At 50.5% G+C, this 20509-nt stretch carries 16 protein-coding genes; 12 read left to right on the forward strand and 4 right to left on the reverse strand.

Annotated elements, in window-relative coordinates:
* Positions 1 to 313: 313 nt before the first annotated feature.
* The 8 genes from mads1 (at position 314) to INT39_RS22010 (ending at position 12713) form a co-directional block, all read left to right on the forward strand.
* Positions 314 to 508 carry a methylation-associated defense system helix-turn-helix domain-containing protein MAD1 gene (gene mads1 / locus INT39_RS21975; protein ID WP_193076106.1) on the forward strand — a complete coding sequence of 65 codons (195 nt, stop codon included), beginning with the start codon at positions 314 to 316 and terminating at the stop codon, positions 506 to 508.
* A gap of 2 nt (positions 509 to 510) precedes the next feature.
* Positions 511 to 3192 carry a hypothetical protein gene (locus INT39_RS21980; protein ID WP_193076107.1) on the forward strand — a complete coding sequence of 894 codons (2682 nt, stop codon included), beginning with the start codon at positions 511 to 513 and terminating at the stop codon, positions 3190 to 3192.
* Between the two features lie 17 nt (positions 3193 to 3209).
* Positions 3210 to 4208, forward strand: a complete 999-nt coding sequence (locus tag INT39_RS21985) for an alkaline phosphatase (protein ID WP_193076108.1) — start codon at positions 3210 to 3212, stop codon at positions 4206 to 4208.
* Between the two features lie 39 nt (positions 4209 to 4247).
* On the forward strand, positions 4248 to 7511 hold the full coding sequence (locus INT39_RS21990) for a DUF1156 domain-containing protein (protein ID WP_193076109.1): 3264 nt from the start codon (positions 4248 to 4250) through the stop codon (positions 7509 to 7511).
* A complete protein-coding gene (locus tag INT39_RS21995) occupies positions 7508 to 8014 on the forward strand; it encodes a 5'-nucleotidase (protein WP_193076110.1) in 507 nt (168 codons plus the stop codon). The genes INT39_RS21990 and INT39_RS21995 overlap by 4 nt, the downstream gene beginning before the upstream one ends.
* An 11-nt stretch (positions 8015 to 8025) precedes the next feature.
* Entirely contained in the window at positions 8026 to 10749 is a 2724-nt protein-coding gene (locus INT39_RS22000; protein WP_193076111.1) for a DEAD/DEAH box helicase, read from the forward strand.
* A gap of 255 nt (positions 10750 to 11004) precedes the next feature.
* Entirely contained in the window at positions 11005 to 11601 is a 597-nt protein-coding gene (locus INT39_RS22005) for a pancortin-3 (RefSeq protein ID WP_193076112.1), read from the forward strand.
* Positions 11601 to 12713, forward strand: a complete 1113-nt coding sequence (locus INT39_RS22010; protein ID WP_193076113.1) for a hypothetical protein — start codon at positions 11601 to 11603, stop codon at positions 12711 to 12713. The genes INT39_RS22005 and INT39_RS22010 overlap by 1 nt, the downstream gene beginning before the upstream one ends.
* A gap of 61 nt (positions 12714 to 12774) precedes the next feature.
* Here the strand turns inward: INT39_RS22010 and INT39_RS22015 are convergent, their stop codons facing one another.
* Complete coding sequence (locus INT39_RS22015; protein WP_193076114.1) at positions 12775 to 13002, reverse strand: helix-turn-helix domain-containing protein; 228 nt, start codon at positions 13000 to 13002, stop codon at positions 12775 to 12777.
* 86 nt (positions 13003 to 13088) lie between these two features.
* Between INT39_RS22015 and INT39_RS22020 the strand changes: the two genes are divergently transcribed.
* The 3 genes from INT39_RS22020 to pdxB all read left to right on the forward strand — a co-directional run bounded on the left by INT39_RS22020 (position 13089) and on the right by pdxB (position 16351).
* On the forward strand, positions 13089 to 14222 hold the full coding sequence (locus INT39_RS22020; protein WP_193076115.1) for a hypothetical protein: 1134 nt from the start codon (positions 13089 to 13091) through the stop codon (positions 14220 to 14222).
* 227 nt (positions 14223 to 14449) lie between these two features.
* Complete coding sequence (locus tag INT39_RS22025; protein WP_319021410.1) at positions 14450 to 14830, forward strand: elongation factor P hydroxylase; 381 nt, start codon at positions 14450 to 14452, stop codon at positions 14828 to 14830.
* Positions 14831 to 15193: 363 nt separating this feature from the next.
* Positions 15194 to 16351: a 4-phosphoerythronate dehydrogenase PdxB gene (pdxB, locus tag INT39_RS22030; RefSeq protein ID WP_193076117.1), complete on the forward strand. Its 1158-nt coding sequence runs from the start codon at positions 15194 to 15196 to the stop codon at positions 16349 to 16351.
* 158 nt (positions 16352 to 16509) lie between these two features.
* On the opposite strand, the gene INT39_RS22035 is transcribed toward pdxB, so the two are convergent.
* The 3 genes from INT39_RS22035 to INT39_RS22045 form a co-directional block, all read right to left on the reverse strand.
* Positions 16510 to 16698, reverse strand: a complete 189-nt coding sequence (locus INT39_RS22035) for a PA1571 family protein (RefSeq protein WP_193076118.1) — start codon at positions 16696 to 16698, stop codon at positions 16510 to 16512.
* Positions 16699 to 17300: 602 nt separating this feature from the next.
* Entirely contained in the window at positions 17301 to 18194 is an 894-nt protein-coding gene (htpX, locus tag INT39_RS22040; RefSeq protein WP_193076119.1) for a protease HtpX, read from the reverse strand.
* Positions 18195 to 18420: 226 nt separating this feature from the next.
* Positions 18421 to 19632, reverse strand: a complete 1212-nt coding sequence (locus INT39_RS22045; protein WP_193076120.1) for a pyridoxal phosphate-dependent aminotransferase — start codon at positions 19630 to 19632, stop codon at positions 18421 to 18423.
* A gap of 115 nt (positions 19633 to 19747) precedes the next feature.
* On the opposite strand from INT39_RS22045, the gene msrB reads away from it, so the two are divergent.
* The gene (gene msrB / locus INT39_RS22050) at positions 19748 to 20143 is read left to right on the forward strand and encodes a peptide-methionine (R)-S-oxide reductase MsrB (protein WP_193076121.1); all 396 of its coding nucleotides are present in this window, start codon (positions 19748 to 19750) and stop codon (positions 20141 to 20143) included.
* Positions 20144 to 20509: the final 366 nt, after the last annotated feature.

A 20509-nucleotide genomic window follows, 5' to 3' on the forward strand; every position in this document is an offset into this window, starting at 1 on the left:
TGTGCAAACCGGTCACGATGCCCGGAATGACCGGTCACGCTCGCCGGAATACGCAGAACGGCCAAACATGGCCTTGGGTGGTATCACGCCAAGACAGAAGTTGGCCATGGCGGCCTGACTCTACTTCTGAGCCCCGCTGAAAATGGGGGGATTACCAAGATTTTTACGATGTCCCTGTGCGGGAGCTGGTTCGCTGGGTCTTGCTGTGAGCAAATCATGACTTGACATTTAGTGATATTGTTGTCCACATGGTGACATTCTTGTACTATTCCGACAAGCTGACAAAACACTGTACTAACTGCGGACAACAAACATGAGTGAGCAAATAATGACCGTCAAGGATGTCGCGTCGTACCTCAAGCTCAACGAGCGTACCGTCTATCGCATGGCCACAGCAGCAAAGATCCCAGCGTTCAAAGTGGGCACCTCGTGGCGTTTTAAGAAAGAAGAGATAGATACCTGGATAGCGCAGCAACACAACCAAATACCAAGTAATAAAGAGAGCTAACCATGCTAGGACTGAAGTTACGTGAGGAGTTTTCTGGTCGTCGTATCAAAGGAACGATGATCGAAATGCATAACCGGAATGGCACTGGTGCGCTCGATAAGTCTGCAAGTGAATTTCTGAAGATCACTTACCCTTCAATCGACATGCTCAAGACTGTGGAAGCTGTACAAGCTGGCCGGGCTGAGCCTGTCGTAATTATCGGTGCGCGAGGCCAAGGTAAATCACACCTTATGGCCGCACTGTCACACATGCATCAGGATAAGGATGCAACAGTAAACTGGTTGAATGACTGGTCTACCCGACTGAAAAATCCTGACATTGCAGGTCTCAAATTACAGTATGGCATGCATGTCATTACCGAAAGCTTGCACCTGCAACGCTATAAGCATGTATGGGATGTTCTGTTCGACCAGCATCCGCATGGCAATATCATTAAAGCCAAGTGGGAAGTGCACGGCACGGAAGTGCCTGGTTATGACCTGATTCTGGAAATGGCCGAGAATAAGCCATTCATCCTTATTCTGGATGAATTCCAGACGTGGTTTGAGGGCTTAACAAACTCCAATCAGCATAAGCGTAAGAGCTGGGCATTTAACTTTATTCAAATTCTTTCGGAAATATCTGAAAAGCACCCTGAACTTTTGACACTTGTCGTTTCTGTGCGCGAAGGTAACTCTGATGCGGCGCAGCAGCTGTTCCGCGTTAACCCGGTGCGCGTCGACTTTAAAGGGCCAGAAGCCAAACGAGACAGGCAGCGTTTGTTACTCTATCGGATCTTCGAAAATCGGATGAACATCCCAGAGTCTGATATTACCTCACTGATTAAAACTCATGTGGATGAATTCCTGCGTTTGAGTCACATCTCAGGCTCTGAGCATGAAAAACACAGGCAGCAATTCATTGAGGCCTGGCCATACTCGCCACGACTTCTACAATTGCTGGACGATCAGGTACTTATCGCAACCGAAACTCAAGAAACACGCGATCTTTTGCGTATTCTGGTAGACGTCTTTAAGGAATCTGGTGATGATACAGCCATACTGACGCCAGCGAATTTCAGCTTAACAACTGAAAAATCTGGTGTTACCTCACTGCTGGACTCAGTAGCAAGTCAACTACATCGAGATTTGCGTGAGAATGCACTGCGCAATCTCGAAGCCGTTAAAAACGGTGTACCAGCTGCTCAAGTGCCACATCTTGAGCCCATTCTTTCCGCTCTCTGGCTTCGTTCCCTGTCACTGGAGAATCATGCCGGTGCAGAGCCGTCAGAGTTGCAGCTGGATATTACCGAGCGCAAAGCGATTGATGACAACCTGTTTGCCGCCGAGCTTGCAGTCATCGAGGACAACAGCTTCAACATTCACCGCCAAGCCAACCGTTTGGTCTTCAAGAACGAGGTGAATCCACAGGCCAAGCTGTTAGCACATGCTAAAAACGACAAGCTCTTTCAAAAGGATGAGGATGTAGAACACCTCGCCAAAGAGATTCGTTACGCCCTGGTTGGGGATGGCAATCAGTCGAATATCTATCGAACCATTGTCTTAAAGAAACTGTGGCGCACTTCGCCATGGGCGGATATTGAAGAAAAAGACCATCCTCAGCATTGGGATAACCGGATTCCAGTGATTGTTATGCCCAAGGCATCGCTGGACAACAAAGAGCTGGGGGAATGGCTGAAGACACATGTTGCCAAGGCAAGAAACACTGTGCGCTTCCTGCTGCCACGTGTGGGTACTGGCGACATTTTCTACGATAAGTCTTTGCTGGTATTAGCCCGTGCGGTTTATCTCGCTAGCGATTGGAAAAACTCCGAGCGTGAGTACGCTCAATTGCATCTGAAGTACCAGAAGGAACTGCGTGAGCAGTTGCAATCCCGCTTTGATCGTTTTGCAGTCTTGGTCGTATGGAATTTCGCAGACCCATCTCAATGCGAATTTGAGATTTCACAGCACGGCGCAGAAGGGTTACAGATCCTCGAAAAGCTGGATGTGAAAATCCGCAGCGAGCTGTTCATTCCAGAAGAATTCGACACCATGCTGCTTGATGCCGCAACCAATAGCCGTAGCGTGGCCGACCTCATCGAACAGCTGAAAGAGCCAGCCCCAAAAGGTGCAGAAAGCATTCCCTGGTTGGGTGAAACAGCGGTTAAAGAGCGTATTGGCCGAGCCTGTGCAGAAGGCAAGATTGCCATCAACGCCAAAGGCGGTCTTTACGAGAAAAAGCCGTCAGAAACCACGGAAGATGCTTGGTTGCGAGTACGTGGGAAGCTGGGTAGCGGTAAAGATCTGGAAGATACAACACTGCACCTGCCCGGAGGCTCTGTTGGCTCAGGCGGTTCTGTCCCTGTTCAGCCTGTTCCAGGCGTGCCAGAAGAATTCACTACCGGTGGTGTTAAAGAGCCAACCGCAGGCTCAGGCAATGGCGGCTCAGCATCCGGTACGACACCAACGCCGGGATCGCTATTCGGTGGTTCCAGTGGCGAGTTCGTTGCTCATCACAGCGCCCAGAACACATCCACATTGAGCTTACTCGGTAAGCTTGAACAATGGGGCATTAACAAAGGCAGTAAGGTGAAGGACGTTAAATTGTCTACCTCGCAGCTCACTGGCGCACAGTTAGAGCATCTGCTGAAAAATTTACCGGATGGTGTTACTTACTCTCTGGATTTGGATAAAGAACAATAATCGACGAGCGAAAGCATATGGATAAGTCACTGATCGCTGATATACACAGACTGCCCGCACAGGAAGCATGGCCGAAAATTTTTTCGGCCCTCTGGCCCCTGTTTGCAGAACCGATCAGACAGGATCTGGCGGATGCAAAAACAACCGAACGGGATAGAGCCATCAAACCCTTGGATGACGTGTTGGCAGGCAGTGCCTGGGATTTGTGGGCATCGTTCGAGAGTGCTTCGCCAAAAACGGCAGATGCTCTGAAAGCATTCTGGCAACGCCAGACAACACCGAAAGCCATCCTGATTCTGGATGCATTGTCGCTCCGCGAAGCGCCCTGGATTCTCGAAAGTGCGCAGCAGCGGGGCTACACAGTTCACAGCGCCGGTGCGACCGCCTCTGAGCTACCCGGTGATACCACGCCGTTTGCTCGGGCAATGGGGTTTGGGCAGCGAACTAGATTGCAAAACAACCAGGGTAATAGCGCAGCTTTCCCTGAAGCCTTCACTGAATCCACCGACTTGCCATGGGTGGATTGCGCATCGCTGATCAAGGCCGACCCCAACATTATCTTCTGGCATCACTGGCCTGATGAGCGCATGCATCACCTGGCAGAACAGGGAGCTGGTTATCGGGTGTTGGCGAAAGAAGCCGCAGCCGTATTAACCGGCGATGAATTCTGGGCCTTCATCGACAAACTGGCCACGGGCCGTCGTCTGGTTATTACTGCCGACCATGGGTATTCAAACCCCGCGTTGTTTCCTGACGTTTACCCGGAAGACCAAAAAGCCTATTTGAAAGGGCAATTTAAGTCTGGGCGTAATAACGAAGTGAAAGACGCAAAAACCGAACAGCATTGGGTACCGCCATTATCTCAGGTACTGACGACACAGCATGGCAATTGGAACATTGTGCTGGGCCGCAAAAAATGGCGTTCACAAGGGGGCTACCCAAGCTTGGCCCATGGTGGGCTGAGCCTGTTAGAAGTGGCTGTCCCCTTTATCGAGCTGTCGAAACCGAATAATTAATAGTCAGCAAATTGTGCTGGCCTTTGGATAAGTAATTTTATGGCAACTAAAAAAACGAAAGCGGAACTTACAGCTGAGTTGGTCGCAGAAGCCGTTGGTGCGGGTAAAAAAGCACAACTGGAATCGGTAGATTTTTCTGATCCCAATCGCCCCTTAACCTGCCTTGAGGTAGATTTCCCGATTCTGCCGATTAACCAGATTGCGCAGATTGAAGGTAATGCGGGCAAACCCATCTACCAGATGAGTAAGTGGTGGGCACGTCGCCGCTCCAGCGTGTTCCGCTCTATGTTGATTGCGGCTGCAACCAAAGCACCTGATGAGCCTTCTGAAGCGGCGAAGCTTGTTTGGGACAATTATTACGCCAATCACCAGGACAACCAAGCCTTCAGAAAATTGAAAGTGGCTGACATTTTCATGGGGGGCGGTACCACATTGGTAGAAGGTGCGCGTCTCGGCATGCAGATGACAGGCAACGATCTCAACCCGGTTGCCTGGCTGGTTGTAAAGAATGAATTGGCTGACGTCGATCTGGATGAAGTGAACAAACTGTTTGATCACATCGAACGGGAAGTAAAACCCCAGATCATGCCGTTTTACGCTTGCGAAGGCCCTGATGGCGAAAAAGGAAAATGGACACAGCGTTCTACCGGTAAAGTCATGGGCGATTTTGATCCGCTGGCTCTGACACCTGAAGAACGCAAAGACTACGTATACGAAGGCCCAGAGGTGATTTACACCTTCTGGGCTAAGCATGGCCCCTGTGCTGCTCCCGGATGTGGCCACCGTACTCCGCTGATGTCTTCACCTGTGGTATCAGTGAAATCACTTTCCGTCAGCGCGTGGTTAGATTTTGAATGCCCAAATTGCCATCATAGTTTTGATGTCGAATTGAAAGCTGCCCGAATGGCTCCTGAAGCAAGACTTATTGTTTCAGAGACCGAAAAACCTTTTGCAATTATTGGAAAAAATGGAGAGTTTAACTGTCCTCATTGTGAACATCGAATCGTAGACACTGTAGTTGTTAAAAAAGGGGAATCGACTCTTTTACCTAAAGTATTGCGGAAGACAAAGAAGATCAATCTTACTTTGCTGGTGTCACCTGCCTGGTTAAAAGGAAGTGGTTCTTCTGAATCGAATGGTCGTTTGGGTGGAACAAATCTATCTGATCCCAAGAGCACTGCACGATGGTTTGATAAGCGGCTCGAAGCTATAGAGTTGATAGAGGTTCGCGGTAGTGTAGGTAGCCAAGTTGCAGACCCACATACAGGAGAAATATTTTCTACTAAAGAAGCAACGATACCAAAGAAATCAACATTTACTTGTCAAGAGGAAACCTGTGGTAAACAACAGGACGTACTAATGGCCATGAGCGCGTCAGGTGAATCCGGTGCTATCGCTCCTTTTGCTGAACATTGCGTATCTCCTGACTACAAACAGGATAGCGGCGTATATGGAGGCCGTTTTTTTCGAGCTCCTACCCAGAAATCTATTGATATATTGAAGAAAGCTTTTAACGAATGGCATGATCGCAAGGATTCTGATCTTAGGGATTGCTGGCCGAGGGCTGAGCTTGCATTCGGGTTAAAGACAACCAAGCAGAGTATTGCTGAGCATGGGTTTCCAACCTATGCGGACATGTTTAATGCTAGGCAGCTATTAGTGCTCGCTACGTTTGTCAAAGAGATTAAAGCGATCAGGAAGAAGGGGTATTCAGAAACCTCAATTGATTTGCTGATTGGGGTATTTCAATCCTACTCGCGAAACCAGAACATGTTTTGTTTTTGGAATCCTCAAGGAGACAAACTTGAGCCGTTATTCAGCAATAATAACTACCATCCAAAATATGTATCAATAGAAAACAATGTATTTTCTAATTTTGGCAGGGGTAACTGGGCGTCATGTGCTGCAAACTCAATTAAAGGAATTGAGTGGACAAAGCGTCCTTGGGAAATCGTGGTCAATTCGGCGTTGATAGAGGCAGACAATAAATTTAAAAAGCTAGTTAGTGGTTCAGGTACAAAAATTAGAACATGCGACCCGGTGATCCCTCAAACTAATATTAGTTGTGGGTCTTCAACAGAGTTGGCTCACATTGCATCTGGCTCGCTGGATCTGGTCATTACAGACCCGCCATTTGGAAATAATATTCAGTATGCTGAATTGGCTGATTTCTTCTATGTTTGGATGAGGCTCTTTTATCAGGATTCAAACTCATTATTTTCTGTTAAACACACTCCGAAGACGCTTGAGGCCGTGACAAATCCTGCGAGAAACCCTCAAGAGCCTGAAGCTTTCTTTCAGAAGTTGCTAGGAGAGTGCTGGAAGGAAGCGGCCAGAACATTAAAACCTGGTGGAATTTTAGCCTTTACTTTTCATCATAGTCAGGATGCACCTTGGATATCAGTTCTAAATAGCTTGTTTGAAGCTGGCTTCTATCTTGAAGCAACTTATCCAATCCGTAGCGATGAAACGAAGGGTGAAGGTGGGAAGCCTGGGACGTTTGGTTCCCAGTTAATTGAATACGATATAATTCATGTCTGCCGAAAGAGACTAGTAGAGCCCGAGAAAGTCAGTTGGGCGAGACTAAGACGCAAGATATTAGGCGATGTAAGGCAGCTCCAAGACATCCTTGAGCACCATCAAAATGCAGGCCTTCCTGAAGCTGATGTTCAGGTGATAAAACGCGGTAAAGCACTTGAGTATTTCTCGAAGCATTACGGCAAGGTTTATGTCGAGGATGGTCGTGATTTCTCCGTGAAGGAGGCTTTGGTAGGCATTAATCAGTTGTTGGAGGATCAAGGTGAGACAGATGGGTTGTCCACACCTGTTGTCTGCGAACCTTTCACTCGACAATTTTTGAGAATATTTGGCGGTAAACAAGAGGTTCCCCGTGATCACATGCAAAAGATCCTTAAAGGGACAGGCATTAGCCCTAGTGACTTTATTGGTCGTGGCTGGGCAGAAGAAAGGAAGAAGATTTTCTACTGGGGATCTCCAACAGAAATCGCACAAGATAGATTAACAAGTAAGCGAAATATTAGCCGTGACTTTGATCAGGCCATGTTGCTTGTTGGCGCCTGTTACCCGGAAAGCGGCATCACCACCAGGAAAATTCTGGATGAAGAATTTAAGCCTCACCCAGCGTTAGGGCATCTATTGGATTGGCTCATACACAATGGTGCAGACAGCACCATGCGTACTGCAACCATTACGGCTCGCCAGCTATATACCCGCTGGGAGGCGGAGCACCAGTCTGTGGTGCAACAGCAGATCTCGTTGTTTGATATGGAAGGCGAAGTATGAGCGGTGTGCTGACCGACGACAAATGGAAGCGACGCGGCATCTCAGTGCTCTGGTGTGGCAAAACCCTGGCAGAGCTAAATGCTGCCAGCCAGGTAATCAGCTTGCGTCAGTTCATCGGCTATTACGAAGCAGGGTGGCCGGATGATATGCCGCTGTTAAATGACGATGGCTTATACGTGGCAGGGTTAGACGTAGCCGTAGACGCCTTATCGCCAGAAGATGCACTGGAATGGCTGGAATCCGAGATTTACGAAATGATCTACGACTTCCAGAACCATGCTGATGCTGCGTTGATTTTCTGGATGCCGGATCAGGGCCGCTGGAAAGAAGATCTGACCACCAGTACCTACCACTGGTGCTTGGCCGGTAAATGCGATGCCCAGATGTTCCCGTTGGGGCAATGCATCTGGAACGGCGCACAAAAAGATGTGCGCCGGATTGAATCCACCTCTGGTGGAAAAACGAACGAATGGCTGGGTTTATACCTAGAGCGGATCAGCTAATAGGGGTAACCATGATTTTTCAACCCGGTGAACGCGTCAGCCATTTTGAATTTGGCCAAGGTGTTGTTATTTCGGCTGCGGGTGGCTACGCCCGTGTCTTTTTCCCCCAAGGTGAGCGGCAGGTACCTGTCAGCACCCTGGTGGCGGCACTTAGCCATAATGAACGCGTGGTGGCCAGTATTGGCAGCCATACCGATAGCGACACGAAAGCATGGCTCTCTTGGAAGGCGCATGAATTACCCCTTCAGGACTCAGCCAGCTCGCTGACTTCAGCCAAGATTGATTTGCTACCCCATCAGGTGGTTCTGACTCATCGGGTTGCCTGCGCGAGCCCGCGTCGTTTTCTGATTGCCGATGAAGTGGGTTTGGGGAAAACCATTGAAACCGCATTAGTGTTGCGGGAATTGGCCAGTCGTGGCGAACTGAACCGGGCTTTGATGGTTGTTCCGGCGGGTCTGGTTAACAACTGGCACCGCGAGCTGAATGAAGTTTTCAATTTGAATTTTGAAGTGTTCGGCCGCGAAGGTGACGTCAGCGACCGGCGCAGTAATGCGTTTGCGAAGCATAATCTGCTGATTGCCAGTATCGACACCTTAAAGCGCCCTGCAAGAATCAAGAAAATACTCGAAGCACCCCGTTGGGATTTGATTGTTTTTGATGAAGCGCATCACTGCACCGCCTATAAGCAAGGCGGCAAAACCCGCAAGACCCAGAACTACAAACTGGCGGAAGCATTACGTGACCACAGTAGGGATATGATTCTGCTCTCGGCCACACCACATCAGGGCGATCATTTCCGTTTCTGGAAGCTGATTGATTTGCTTGACCCCACTTTGTTTTCCAGTGAAACCGAGATGGTGGAAGAACGTCACCGCCTGAATCCAATCATCTTCCGCCGCACCAAAGCCGACGCCTGTAAAGCCGATGGCTCCACGCTGTTTGCCAGACGCTGGGTGCATACCGAAGCCTTTTCGATGTCAGACCAGGAGCGCGATTTCTATAACGCCTTGAATGAATACCTGCGCGACGGTTTTGCTCTGGCGAAGAAGCAAGGCGGGAAAGGAACGGCCCTGGGCTTTGTAATGACGATCTTCCAAAAGATTGCGGCATCGAGCTTTGCTGCTGTGCATCGCACCTTGAGACGAAGACTTTTGGCCCTGACTGTCCATGAGGGCTTGATGCACGATGAAAATCTCGACATCGATGCCAGAGACTTTGCTTTTAATGAGGCGAAAGAACAGATTCGCGTCGAGTTCGATTTAGGTCATGACCGTCTTTCTGACCTTGAGATCGACCGTATATTGAATGACATCAAGCGTCGCCTCCTTAAAAAAATTAACGAAGAGCAGCTGGCTGCTGCATCCGATACGTTTACCGATGAGCTGGAAACGTCCGCCGCTGAAGATGCGGCTATGGATGCTGTGGCATACGCCCTGCCAGAAGAGCGATTCCGCATTAAAGAACTACTGGGACTATTCCCTTCAGCCCGAGAAACCAAAGTAGATAAACTCATTGGGGCTTTGGGCGTGCTGTGGCAACAAAATCCAGAGGAGCGGATTGTGATATTTGCCACTTATCTGGGTACGGTGGAAATGCTGGGAGAGCAGATTGAAAAAGCGTATCCAGGCCAAGGTGTGGTTGTGCTTAAAGGTGGTGATCACGGAAGTAAGCTCGCGGCAGAACGGCGCTTCAAACAGGCCAATGGCCCTCGCGTAATGATCTGTACAGCAGCCGGTCGAGAAGGTATCAACCTGCAGCATGCTCGGGTGCTGTTTAACTTTGACCTGCCGTGGAATCCAATGGATATGGAACAGCGCATCGGCCGCATTCACCGCTATGGACAGCGAGATACTGCGCAGGTTTATAACCTTGTGCTGGGTGACACCATTGAAGGTCGCATTTTCCTGCTGCTGGATGAAAAGCTGGAGGAGATTGCCAAGGCACTCGGCAAAGTGGATGAGAAGGGGCAGGTGGAAGAAGACCTTCGATCACAGATCCTTGGCCAATTATCGGAGCAGGTGAACTATCAGCAACTTTATTCGCAGGCACTGCAAGACCCAGAGCTTAAACGCACCCGGCTAGAGCTTGAGGCGGCTATGGATAACGCCCGTCATGCTAAGGATGCGGTATTCGAACTATTCCAGGATCTGGACGGTTTTAGTTTGGATGACTACGCACCACTATCAGATACCGGGGAATCCATAGACGACCTGATCCGGTTCATGCAGAAAGCCTTGCCATACGAAGGTGAAGCCATTGAGATACGCGGACAAAAGCAATTTGCCCTGGTAAAAGATGGCCTCGAACAAATGCTGTTTACCACGGATCGGGAAGAAGCGAATAATTCAGAAAAATTGCATCTGATTGGTTTGGATCATCCCGTGATTGCAGAGCAGCTTGATAAATACCGCAATCTTGATCCTGAATACCTTGGTTTCTATTCCAGTGAGCTGAATGCTGGTGAAACCGTTTCTGTATGGGAAGTAAGGGCTGCCAACGAAAAAGGACACAATGTTCACTCCATCATGAAACTTGCTGTCGATGGCGATGGTAACCGGCTACCTAATTTAGAAAAGCAAATAGACGTAGTGTTTAAAGCTAAGGGAAAGAACGGTGCTCACGCAGTAGATTTACATAAAATTGAAGCTGTCTTGGAGCGTGAACTTCATCACCGGAATATCGTGAAACCTGAGCAGTCTTACTCAGCCAAGCTGATCGGTTTAGCATGTGGTTGATTTGGTACAATTATTTTTGGAGCAATTGGTGGAGTACCGTCATAAAAATTGATTGAAGCATCTACGGATCTTGATATTAAAGCTATTTAATTCTGAGGGTAGATTAGTTTTCCAAGATCTTCTCTGTATAGCTGGGCATATATACAGTCATGGTTTTTACCAGCTAATGGATTAGGTAATGATAAATTTGAAAATTAGTAAAGAATCATTGTATGGGATGGCTTTCATGATCACAGAATGCCGAGGAGAAAATAAATGCATGATTACGCAATATTTGGGCACAGCAGAGCCACAATAGGAAGATGGCTTGGTGTAGCATCTGTAATATTGACAGGCGCTGTTTCTTCATTGTTGGTTTTGGTATACGAAGTAACAAACATAGAAGCATTAGCAACTGCCATAATAACGCCCGCCATAATTTATTTTGGACTACACTATTGTTTTGATCGGTTCGCATGGAGAATACCATTCTTTAGCATCCCTAATATCGGTGGAATATGGTCAGTGAAAGGTGAAACGCTAAATGAAGATGGCTCCACAAAGTACAAATGGGAAGCCGAAATAGATATTGAGCAAACTTGGGAAAAGATCTGTATATCCTTAAAGACGGCAAAGAGCTCAAGTGAAAGCTATACCGCTACACTTGGAAAAAAGCCAGGAACAAAAGGCGGTTGGATTCTTCACTATAGCTATACGAATAATCCTGATACTGATCAATTTCATGAATTGAATTCACACAAAGGCTATTGCGAATTAGTTTTTAACAAAGATTTAAACCAAGGTGAAGCCGCTTACTTCAATAGTAACGGGAGAAGGACTTTCGGAAGAATGACTTTAGGGAAAGAACAATAATGATCAACTTTGAAAACAGACTAGCAAACCTAAAAAATCGCCGCCAAGGGACAGCCGAAAGAGATCGTCTGGAAAAAGGCATGTATTCTTACTATGGCGATCTAAGACCGACAGAGGCGCATGAAAAGCTACATGAAAATGCTGCGATAAAATATGTAATTGGTTCAATGGCATCAGTCAGCCAAGAGTCTACAAAAGTTTCGAAAGACGAGGGTGAGCGAGTAGCATCAACACTGATTGACATGCTCAAAACGTCAGGAATCAATGCCGAAGCTAGAATGCAAGGCTCTGTTGCATTGGATATTCATATCGAAGGTCATTCTGACGTAGATATGTTGATACTGAAATCGGATGTAATTACTGTCCAAGGACCAGCTTTGTCAGGTACCCACTACTCAGATTCAAGCGATACTCGGCCAATGGTTGATATTGTAAGAGAGTTGAGACTTCAGTCGGAAGCGAAACTCAAGTCTCGCTATCATGCTGCTGAAGTAAACACTAGCGGAGCCAAGTCGATTGCTCTTAGTGGGGGTAGCCTTAGACGAAAAGTGGATATAGTTCCAAGTAGTTGGCACGACACGCATGACTTCCAAAGATCAAAGCTTGAACACTTCAGAGCAGTAAAAATTTACGACAAAGACAATCATGCTTTAATTGAGAACAAGCCTTTTCTTCACATCAAAAAGGTAAATGACAGAGACACTCAGTACAGAGGTAACCTTAAAAAAGTAACTCGGTTAATGAAAAACATCATTGCCGATATGCCTGATTATAAAAAAACGAAAGCAAAAAAGCTGACAAGTTATGACATCGCTGCGATTGCCTATTCTATGAATGAAAGTTTATATTGCAGTCAATATTTGCCGTTAACACTCCTTGAAAATCTACGCTCATACTTGCTAATAATTTCGTACATTGATGACAGGAGAAACTCGCTAATAGTCCCTGATGAGTCAAGAAAGATATTTAATTCTGAAGAAAAATTAGAGGCGCTAAGAATAATCTATAACGAAGTAAATGATCTTGCTGAAGCTGTTCAAAAGGCCATTAACCCTTTAAGCGTAAAATATGATGGTGATGTATTACGGAATCGACAAGTAGTGTTTTTCTAGGACATCTAAAACCTTATAATAAACAGTATTACACTGAATCATAAGTGAAAATTGCAGCAGACTAACTCTCTTCCACTGGGCGAGGGAACAGGTCAGCCACATCAATCTCCAGAGCATCGCTGATCTGATAGATTTTTGTTAGTGTGATATATTTTTCGCCTCGTTCAATGTGGCCCATGTAGCTTCGGTCAACACTGGCCAAAGCTGCCATTGCCTCTTGAGATAACCCTTTGTTTTTTCGTAACTCTCTCACTCTTTGCCCGAAAGAAACTAACTTCTCGTTTTTCATCTGCTTAGTCTTACTTCAAAGAGTAGAACTATCACGAGAGACCGCATACAATTCCACGGACTATAATACCCATTTGGAGGGACTGGATGCTTCTGGAAATCCGAACCGATGTGAAAAGTCTTTTTGAGCTATGTAAAGACTACTGGCAGCTAAATGATCAGGGTTCGTTTACGTATACTATTAGAGAGATTGCCGAAAAGCATTCTATGAAAGCCCATATCGTCAGCAACCTCGTTAGTAAACATGCCTATGTTTCCTTCGAGAATATATGTTGTGAAAGCTGTCGAGTACCCTACCAACTGACTTCACGTAATCAGTTCAATAGCCGTAATCTATATTCTGATACCCTCTGTAATATTTGTTCAGATGCCGAGCATCAATCACTAATAAATAATCAATTGAGCATTTTAGAGTCGATTAAGAATGCAGTATTAAGTGATCAGAAAAATATACAGAAACTTAGCTTAAAGGAAAAAGTGTATCTTGCTTCTGCAATACAGGCTCTGGGACATGAAAACTTAGATCAACTTACATCATTGGCTGATAACCCACAATGTAAGCTCTCACCAGATATTGATTACGATAGGATAATCTTGAAATATCTGATTGATAATCGAATCTCATGGATCAGTATTAATACGCCACTAAGATCTATTGTAATTAAAGATGACGATAACTTTACGTTAGATCTTTTCAATAGCAGACTTGAGATACCATTTCAGACACCTGAGCTGATCAATCTGCTTGATAAGTTTTCTACAGAGCAGTATCAAGAAGAGCTCAAGCAAAGCGACGATTTTTTCCAGCTCTGTTTAGAAGTTCAGTTATTCGAGTGCTTAGCATTTCTAAAGCATACATTGTGCGAGCACCGATTGCATTTTTCTCCTGGTGAAAAAACAAAATTAGTTATTTCCCAATGTCTGAGATGCTTTAGTGTCGCTCAGATCTACAACTTTATATGGAGAGCTGTAAAAGATTCGGCTGCATATTACATGAGAGGTGGGATTGGCAAATTGCAAGCAGCCAATTCCGTTGTAGGTAACATTAGCAAGAATATGGAAAAAGCACTGGCTAATAATTGGGAGGTTGCGCCATTTAAACGAAATTACAGGATGCCTCAGTCAGCTATCAGTCAACTCATTTTCAATACTGTTTTAGAAACTGATGATGGGGGCTTCAATCAAAAATTGTGCGATCTAAAATTGTTAACAAGCACATAACAACATGAAGTATTTTTGCAAAGTAGTGAGATGACATACAGCATCAGATTAAGCTTAGGCAGGTTGATATGAAGCTGACTCTTAGTACCTGATATGCTTTATGTTAGTTTGATGTACAATTCATGGTGTCAAAGCTGCTTTTTTGTACACTTTTGAGTTTATTTGTTGCTTTTGATTGCTTTTTCATTTATTTATATTTAACAGATAGTTATGTATGTACATTAATTATGATGAGTTTAGTAGAGTTGGCCCACTGGTGCGTCGCCGGCGCTGCCCGTCGGCAGTTGGCCGACTTCGGCTATTGGTACGCCCCGGATGGTCGCACCGCTGAGCAGCAGGGCGCTTTCGAGCAGGTTGAAGTCAAGCCCCAGGCACTGGAGTGGCTATTCTGCGAAGCGGCGGGGCATCCCTTCCGTGTCAGCCTGGACAACCTCAGCGGCGACGCCACCGACCCGACGCCCTTCAAGACGCGTGTGGTCGAGCAGGTGCAGAGTTACCTGAGCCAAGGCATCCCCGAGCGACCGGCCCGATTCATCAACGCACTACTGACCCACTACCGCCCCGGCGACACACTGCAAGCGCAGGACTTCAGCGTCGAGCGGCTGTGAACGGTGGGCTCGGGACGCAGAGCATCCCGACATGCATTCCCACGCTGGAGCGTGGGGACGATCGGGTGTAGCCGCTTGGGTCGCAGGGCTGGGGGCTGTGAGGTGGGGTGGGGGCGGAGTGGCAGAGTGGCAGAGTGGCGCAGAGCTTGCCCCCAACCGATGGTTCCCACGCTCCAGCGTGGTAACCGCGCCGTGGACGCTCCAGCGTCCGAGCCATCCGCTTGCATGACGTTAAAGCCGGGACGCAGAGCATCCCGACATGCATTCCCACGCTGGAGCGTGGGAATGATCGGAATCTGCCACGCTGGACAGATACTGGAACCACTCCGACAATGACCTCATCGCCCATCACGGACCTGCACCATGCATATAGTTGCTGACGAAAACATCCCGCTGCTTGACGAATTTCTCGCTGATTTTGGCCGTCTGACGCGTTTGCCGGGGCGGCTGATTGATCACACCTCGGTCAGCGATGCCGATGTGCTGCTGGTGCGCTCGGTGACCAAGGTCAGCGCTGCCATGCTCGCCGGCACTCCAGTGCGTTTCGTTGGTACCTGCACCATAGGCACCGACCACCTGGATCTGTCGGGACTGGCCGCCGCGGGCATCGAGGTCGCCAGCGCGCCAGGCTGCAATGCGCGCGGTGTGGTGGAATACGTATTGAGTTGCCTGCTGACACTGTCCGAGCGCAGCGCCAGTGCCTGGCAGAACAAGGTGGTCGGCATCGTCGGTGTGGGGGAAGTAGGTGGTCGGCTCGCCACCACACTCGACGCCCTCGGTATTGAAACCGTACTCTGCGACCCGCCTCGTGCCGAGCAGGGCGTTGAGGGCCTGGTCGAACTGGATGAGCTGATCAGCCGCTGCGATGTCATCAGCTGCCACGTTCCGCTGACCACAGACGGCAAGCATGCGACGCATCACCTGTTCAACGAACCACGCCTGCGCGCACTGCGGCCTGGTACCTGGCTGATCAACAGCAGCCGTGGACCGGTGATCGACAATACGGCCTTGAAGACGGTTCTGGCGCAGCGCCCGGACCTGCGGGTCGCGCTGGACGTATGGGAGACCGAACCTCTGGTCGACCCGGAACTGGCCGCCCGATGCGCCCTGGCTACCCCTCACATCGCCGGTTACAGCCTCGATGGAAAATTGCGCGGCACTGCGCAGATCTATCAGGCGTTATGCCGTTTTCTTGATACACCGGCCACGCTGACGCTGGATCAGCTGGCGCCGCGTACAGGCGCGGGGGAATGGGTAATGGAACCCGGCACACCAACCGACTGGCTGCTGAGCAAAGCCCTGCGTCAGGTCTATGACGTCCGCGATGATGACGCCCGCCTGCGCGCCATGCTGGCAGCTGCGCCATCGGAACAGGCCAGTCGGGAAGGATTTGATCGGTTGCGCAAGGATTATCCCCTGCGGCGGGAATGCAATCTGTTGCGTATCAACACCGCCGCGTCCGAACCACAGGTGGCCCGGCGATTGATTGCGGCGGGGTTTGTGTCAGGCGATGAGTTCTGAGCGAGCGCGAAGCTGAGTGATGGCCATGACAGAGCAGGCTGGTTTTGTGGAGGCGGTTTTTCTTGTGGGAGTGGCCTTGGCCGCGAATAGCCTGCAGTAAAACCTCGCGGCCAAGGCCGCTCCCACAATAATTTATAGCTTGGTTGGCCGTGGCCGTTTCAGCGGGCGTTGGCAGCGCGTGGCGCGACCCATTGCCCATCAAGTTCTTCACAGGCTTGCTGGATCATACGTTCAGTAATGGCAATCTCACGGCCATGCTCATCGACCAAAAAGCCCTGTGCCTGCAGAGACGGGCGGGGCAGATATTCGTGAAGGGAACGCTGTTTCTGCTGTACCTGTAGATTCATTGATTTTTCTCCAAATCAGCTCTAATCGGGTAGATGTCGACAACTCTGCGATGTCTGACACAAACGAAGCATAGACCAATGTTGTGACCACGGGATGACAGAAAGTTTCCAGGGAGGGGAGGCCAGAATGTTCCCACGCGGACGTTCCGATCGTTCCCACGCTCCAGCGTGGGAATGCCTGCTGGGGCGCTCTGCGTCCCGGTTTTGGCGCTGTACAGGCGGTGGGTTCGGACGCAGGAGCGTCCGTGGCGCGGTTCCCACGCGGAGCATGGGAACCATCGGTGGATGGGTGTGGTTGTCGCGGTTGGGGGCTGGCGCCAGGTCCAGCTGACCACGTCGATCGTTCCCACGCTCCAGCGTGGGAATGCCTGCTGGGACGCTCTGCGTCCCGGTTTTGGCGCTGTACAGGCGGCGGGTTCGGACGCAGGAGCGTCCACAGCGGGGCTCCCACGCGGAGCATGGGAGCCATCGGTGGATGGGTGTGGTTGTCGCGGTTGGGGTCTGGCGCCAGGTCCAGCTGACCACGCCGATCGTTCCCACGCTCCAGCGTGGGAATGCATGCTGGGGCGCTCTGCGCCCCGCTCAGGGAGAGGGGCGGCGGCTTAGCGATAATTCCCGGCGCGCAGTGCAGCGATGCGCTGCTCCAGTGGCGGGTGGGTCATCAGTAGGCCGGCGAGGCCGTTCTTCAGGTTGCCGTTGATACCGAAAGCAGTCATTTCACCGGGCATTTCGACCGGAATGCCCTGCTCGGCACGCAGACGCTCCAGCGCCGCAATCATGTTAGCGCTGCCGCTCAACTGCGCGGCAGCAGCATCGGCGCGGAATTCGCGCTGGCGCGAGAACCACATCACGATGATGCTGGCGAGGATGCCCAGAACCAGCTCGGCCGCGATGGTCGCAATGAAATAACCGATGCCCGGGCCAGAGCCCTCATTCTTGAACACGGCACGGTCCACGAAGTTACCGATGATCCGCGCAAAGAACATCACAAAGGTGTTAACCACGCCCTGAATCAGGGTCAGGGTCACCATATCGCCGTTGGCCACGTGACCAATCTCGTGCGCCATGACCGCACGAACCTCGTTAGGGCTGAAGCGCTGCAGCATCCCCTCGGAAACCGCCACCAGCGACGCGTTCTTGTTCCAGCCAGTCGCAAAGGCATTGGACGCCCGCGACGGGAAGATACCCACCTCCGGCATGCCGATATTCGCCGCCTGGGCCAGCTCGGCGACAGTATCAACCAGCCACTGCTCCTGACGGGTCTGGGGCTGGGTGATGATGCGGGTACCGGTGCCACGTTTGGCCATCCACTTGGACAGGAACAGGGAAACGAAGGAGCCGGCAAACCCGATCACGGCACAGAAAATCAACAGCGACGTCAGGTTCATACCACCCTGACCATCGTGCATGCTGCCAACACCCAGCAGACTCAGGGTGACACTGGCAACCAGAACAATGGCAAGGTTGGTTGCCAGAAAAAGCAAAATACGCATCATTTAAATGAAACTCCTAGGGCTGTTATAGCTAGGCGTATATTTGGGGCTGGCCGGCAGGGATTCAATCGGCAGTCTGTATCAAAGCGTGTCGAGTGGGGCTGTAGGAGGGGCGCCTCGCCGCGACGCTGGCCGCCAGGCCAGCCAAAACTCGAGGACACTGAGCTAACCGGCAAACCAGGGCGCGCTTCGCACGCCGTCGCGCCGAGGCGGCCCTCCTACAAAGAACCTACTGACGATACCCATGCAAAAAGTTCGCAATTCGCCCGATCGCCATTTCCAGATCATCCTTGCGCGGTAGCGACACGATGCGGAAGTGATCCGGCCACGGCCAGTTGAAGGCGGTGCCCTGAACGACCAGGATCTTCTCCTGCAGCAGCAGGTCCAGCACCATCTTCTCGTCGTTGTGGATCGGGTATACCTTCGGATCCAGTTTCGGGAACAGATACAGCGCCCCCTTGGGCTTGGTGCAGCTCACCCCGGGAATGTCGTTCAGCATCTCCCAGGCCAGATCGCGCTGCTCCAGCAGGCGGCCGCCGGGCAAAATCAGATCATTGATGCTCTGATAGCCACCCAGCGCAGTCTGAATCGCATGCTGCGCCGGCACGTTTGCGCACAGACGCATGGAAGACAGAATCTCCAGGCCTTCGATATAGCTGGCAGCTTTTTGTTTCGGACCGCTGATGATCATCCAGCCGGACCGGAAACCCGCTATCCGGTAGGACTTCGACAGCCCGTTGAAGGTCAGGCACAGCAGATCAGGCGCGACAGCGGCGAAGGAATCATGCTCGGTACCGTCGTACAGAATCTTGTCGTAGATCTCGTCCGCCAACACCAGCAGCTTGTGCTCACGAGCGACCTCGGCCAGCTGCTCCAGCACCTCGCGTGGATACACCGAGCCGGTCGGGTTGTTCGGGTTGATCAGCACCATGGCCTTGGTATTAGGAGTGATCTTGCTGCGAATATCCGCGATATCCGGGTACCAGTCCGACTGCTCGTCGCACAGATAATGCACCGGCTTGCCACCCGACAGACTCACGGAAGCCGTCCACAGCGGGTAATCCGGTGCTGGGATTAGCACCTCATCGCCATTGTTCAGCAACGCCTGCATCGCCATCACGATCAACTCGGACACGCCGTTACCGAGGTAGATATCCTCGATGCCAACACCCTGGATGTTCTTGGTCTGGCAGTAATGCATCACCGCCTTACGCGCCGAGAACAGCCCCTTCGAATCACTGTAGCCCTGGGCAGTGGACAGGTTGAGAATCACGTCCTGGAGGATTTCTTCAGGCGCTTCGAAACCGAAGGGTGCCGGGTTGCCGATATTCAGCTTGAGAATCCGGTGACCTTCCTCTTCGAGGCGTTTGGCATGGCGCAGCACGGGCCCGCGAATGTCGTAGCAGACATTGGCCAATTTGTTGGACTTGCTAACCTGCATGATACTTACCTGTAAATCGGGGTGATGAGGGGGCTGTAATCGCGAATGCAAAACGAGCATGATACGACTGCGGTTCCGGCGAAGAAAGCCCGAACACACAACTTGCGGAGGAAATATGGACAAAGTAATCAAGTCGGACGACGCTTGGCGTGAACAACTGGACGATACCCAGTATCAGGTCTGTCGACTGAAAGGTACCGAACGGCCATTTTCCGGTGAGTACCATCTCAAGGGCGAGCCGGGTGAATACCACTGCGTATGCTGCGACGCGCCTCTGTTCGACACCGACACCCAGTTCGACGCCGGTTGTGGCTGGCCCAGTTACTATGAGGCGGTAAGCGAAGACGCCATCACCACAACTGAAGACTACACCCACGGCATGCACCGCACCGAAGTCCTCTGCGCCCGCTGCGATTCGCACCTGGGCCACGTCTTCCCAGACGGCCCACCGCCGACGGGACTGCGCTATTGCATCAACTCGGTGTGCCTGAGGCTTGAGCCGAGAGGGTGAGGGCGGAGCGCGGGCCTGGGGCGTGGGGAGAAGTGCAGATGGTTCCCACGCTCCAGCGTCCGAACTGACAGCTTGCACAACGTCAAAACCGGGACGCAGAGCATCCCGGCAGGCATTCCCACGCGGAGCATGGGAACGATCATGGTCTGAGCTAGTACTCGGTTTCAGATGGTTCCCACGCTCCAGCGTGGTAACCGCGCAGTGGACGCTCCAGCGTCCGAACTGACAGCCAGCACAGTGTTAAAACCGGGGCGCAGAGCCACCCAAACCGATGGTTCCCATGCTCCAGCGTGGGAACCCGCGCAGTGGACGCTCTGCGTCCGAGCTGACAGCCTGCACAACGTCAAAACCGGGACGCGGAGCATC

The sequence above is a fragment of the Pseudomonas sp. FME51 genome, assembly GCF_014897305.1.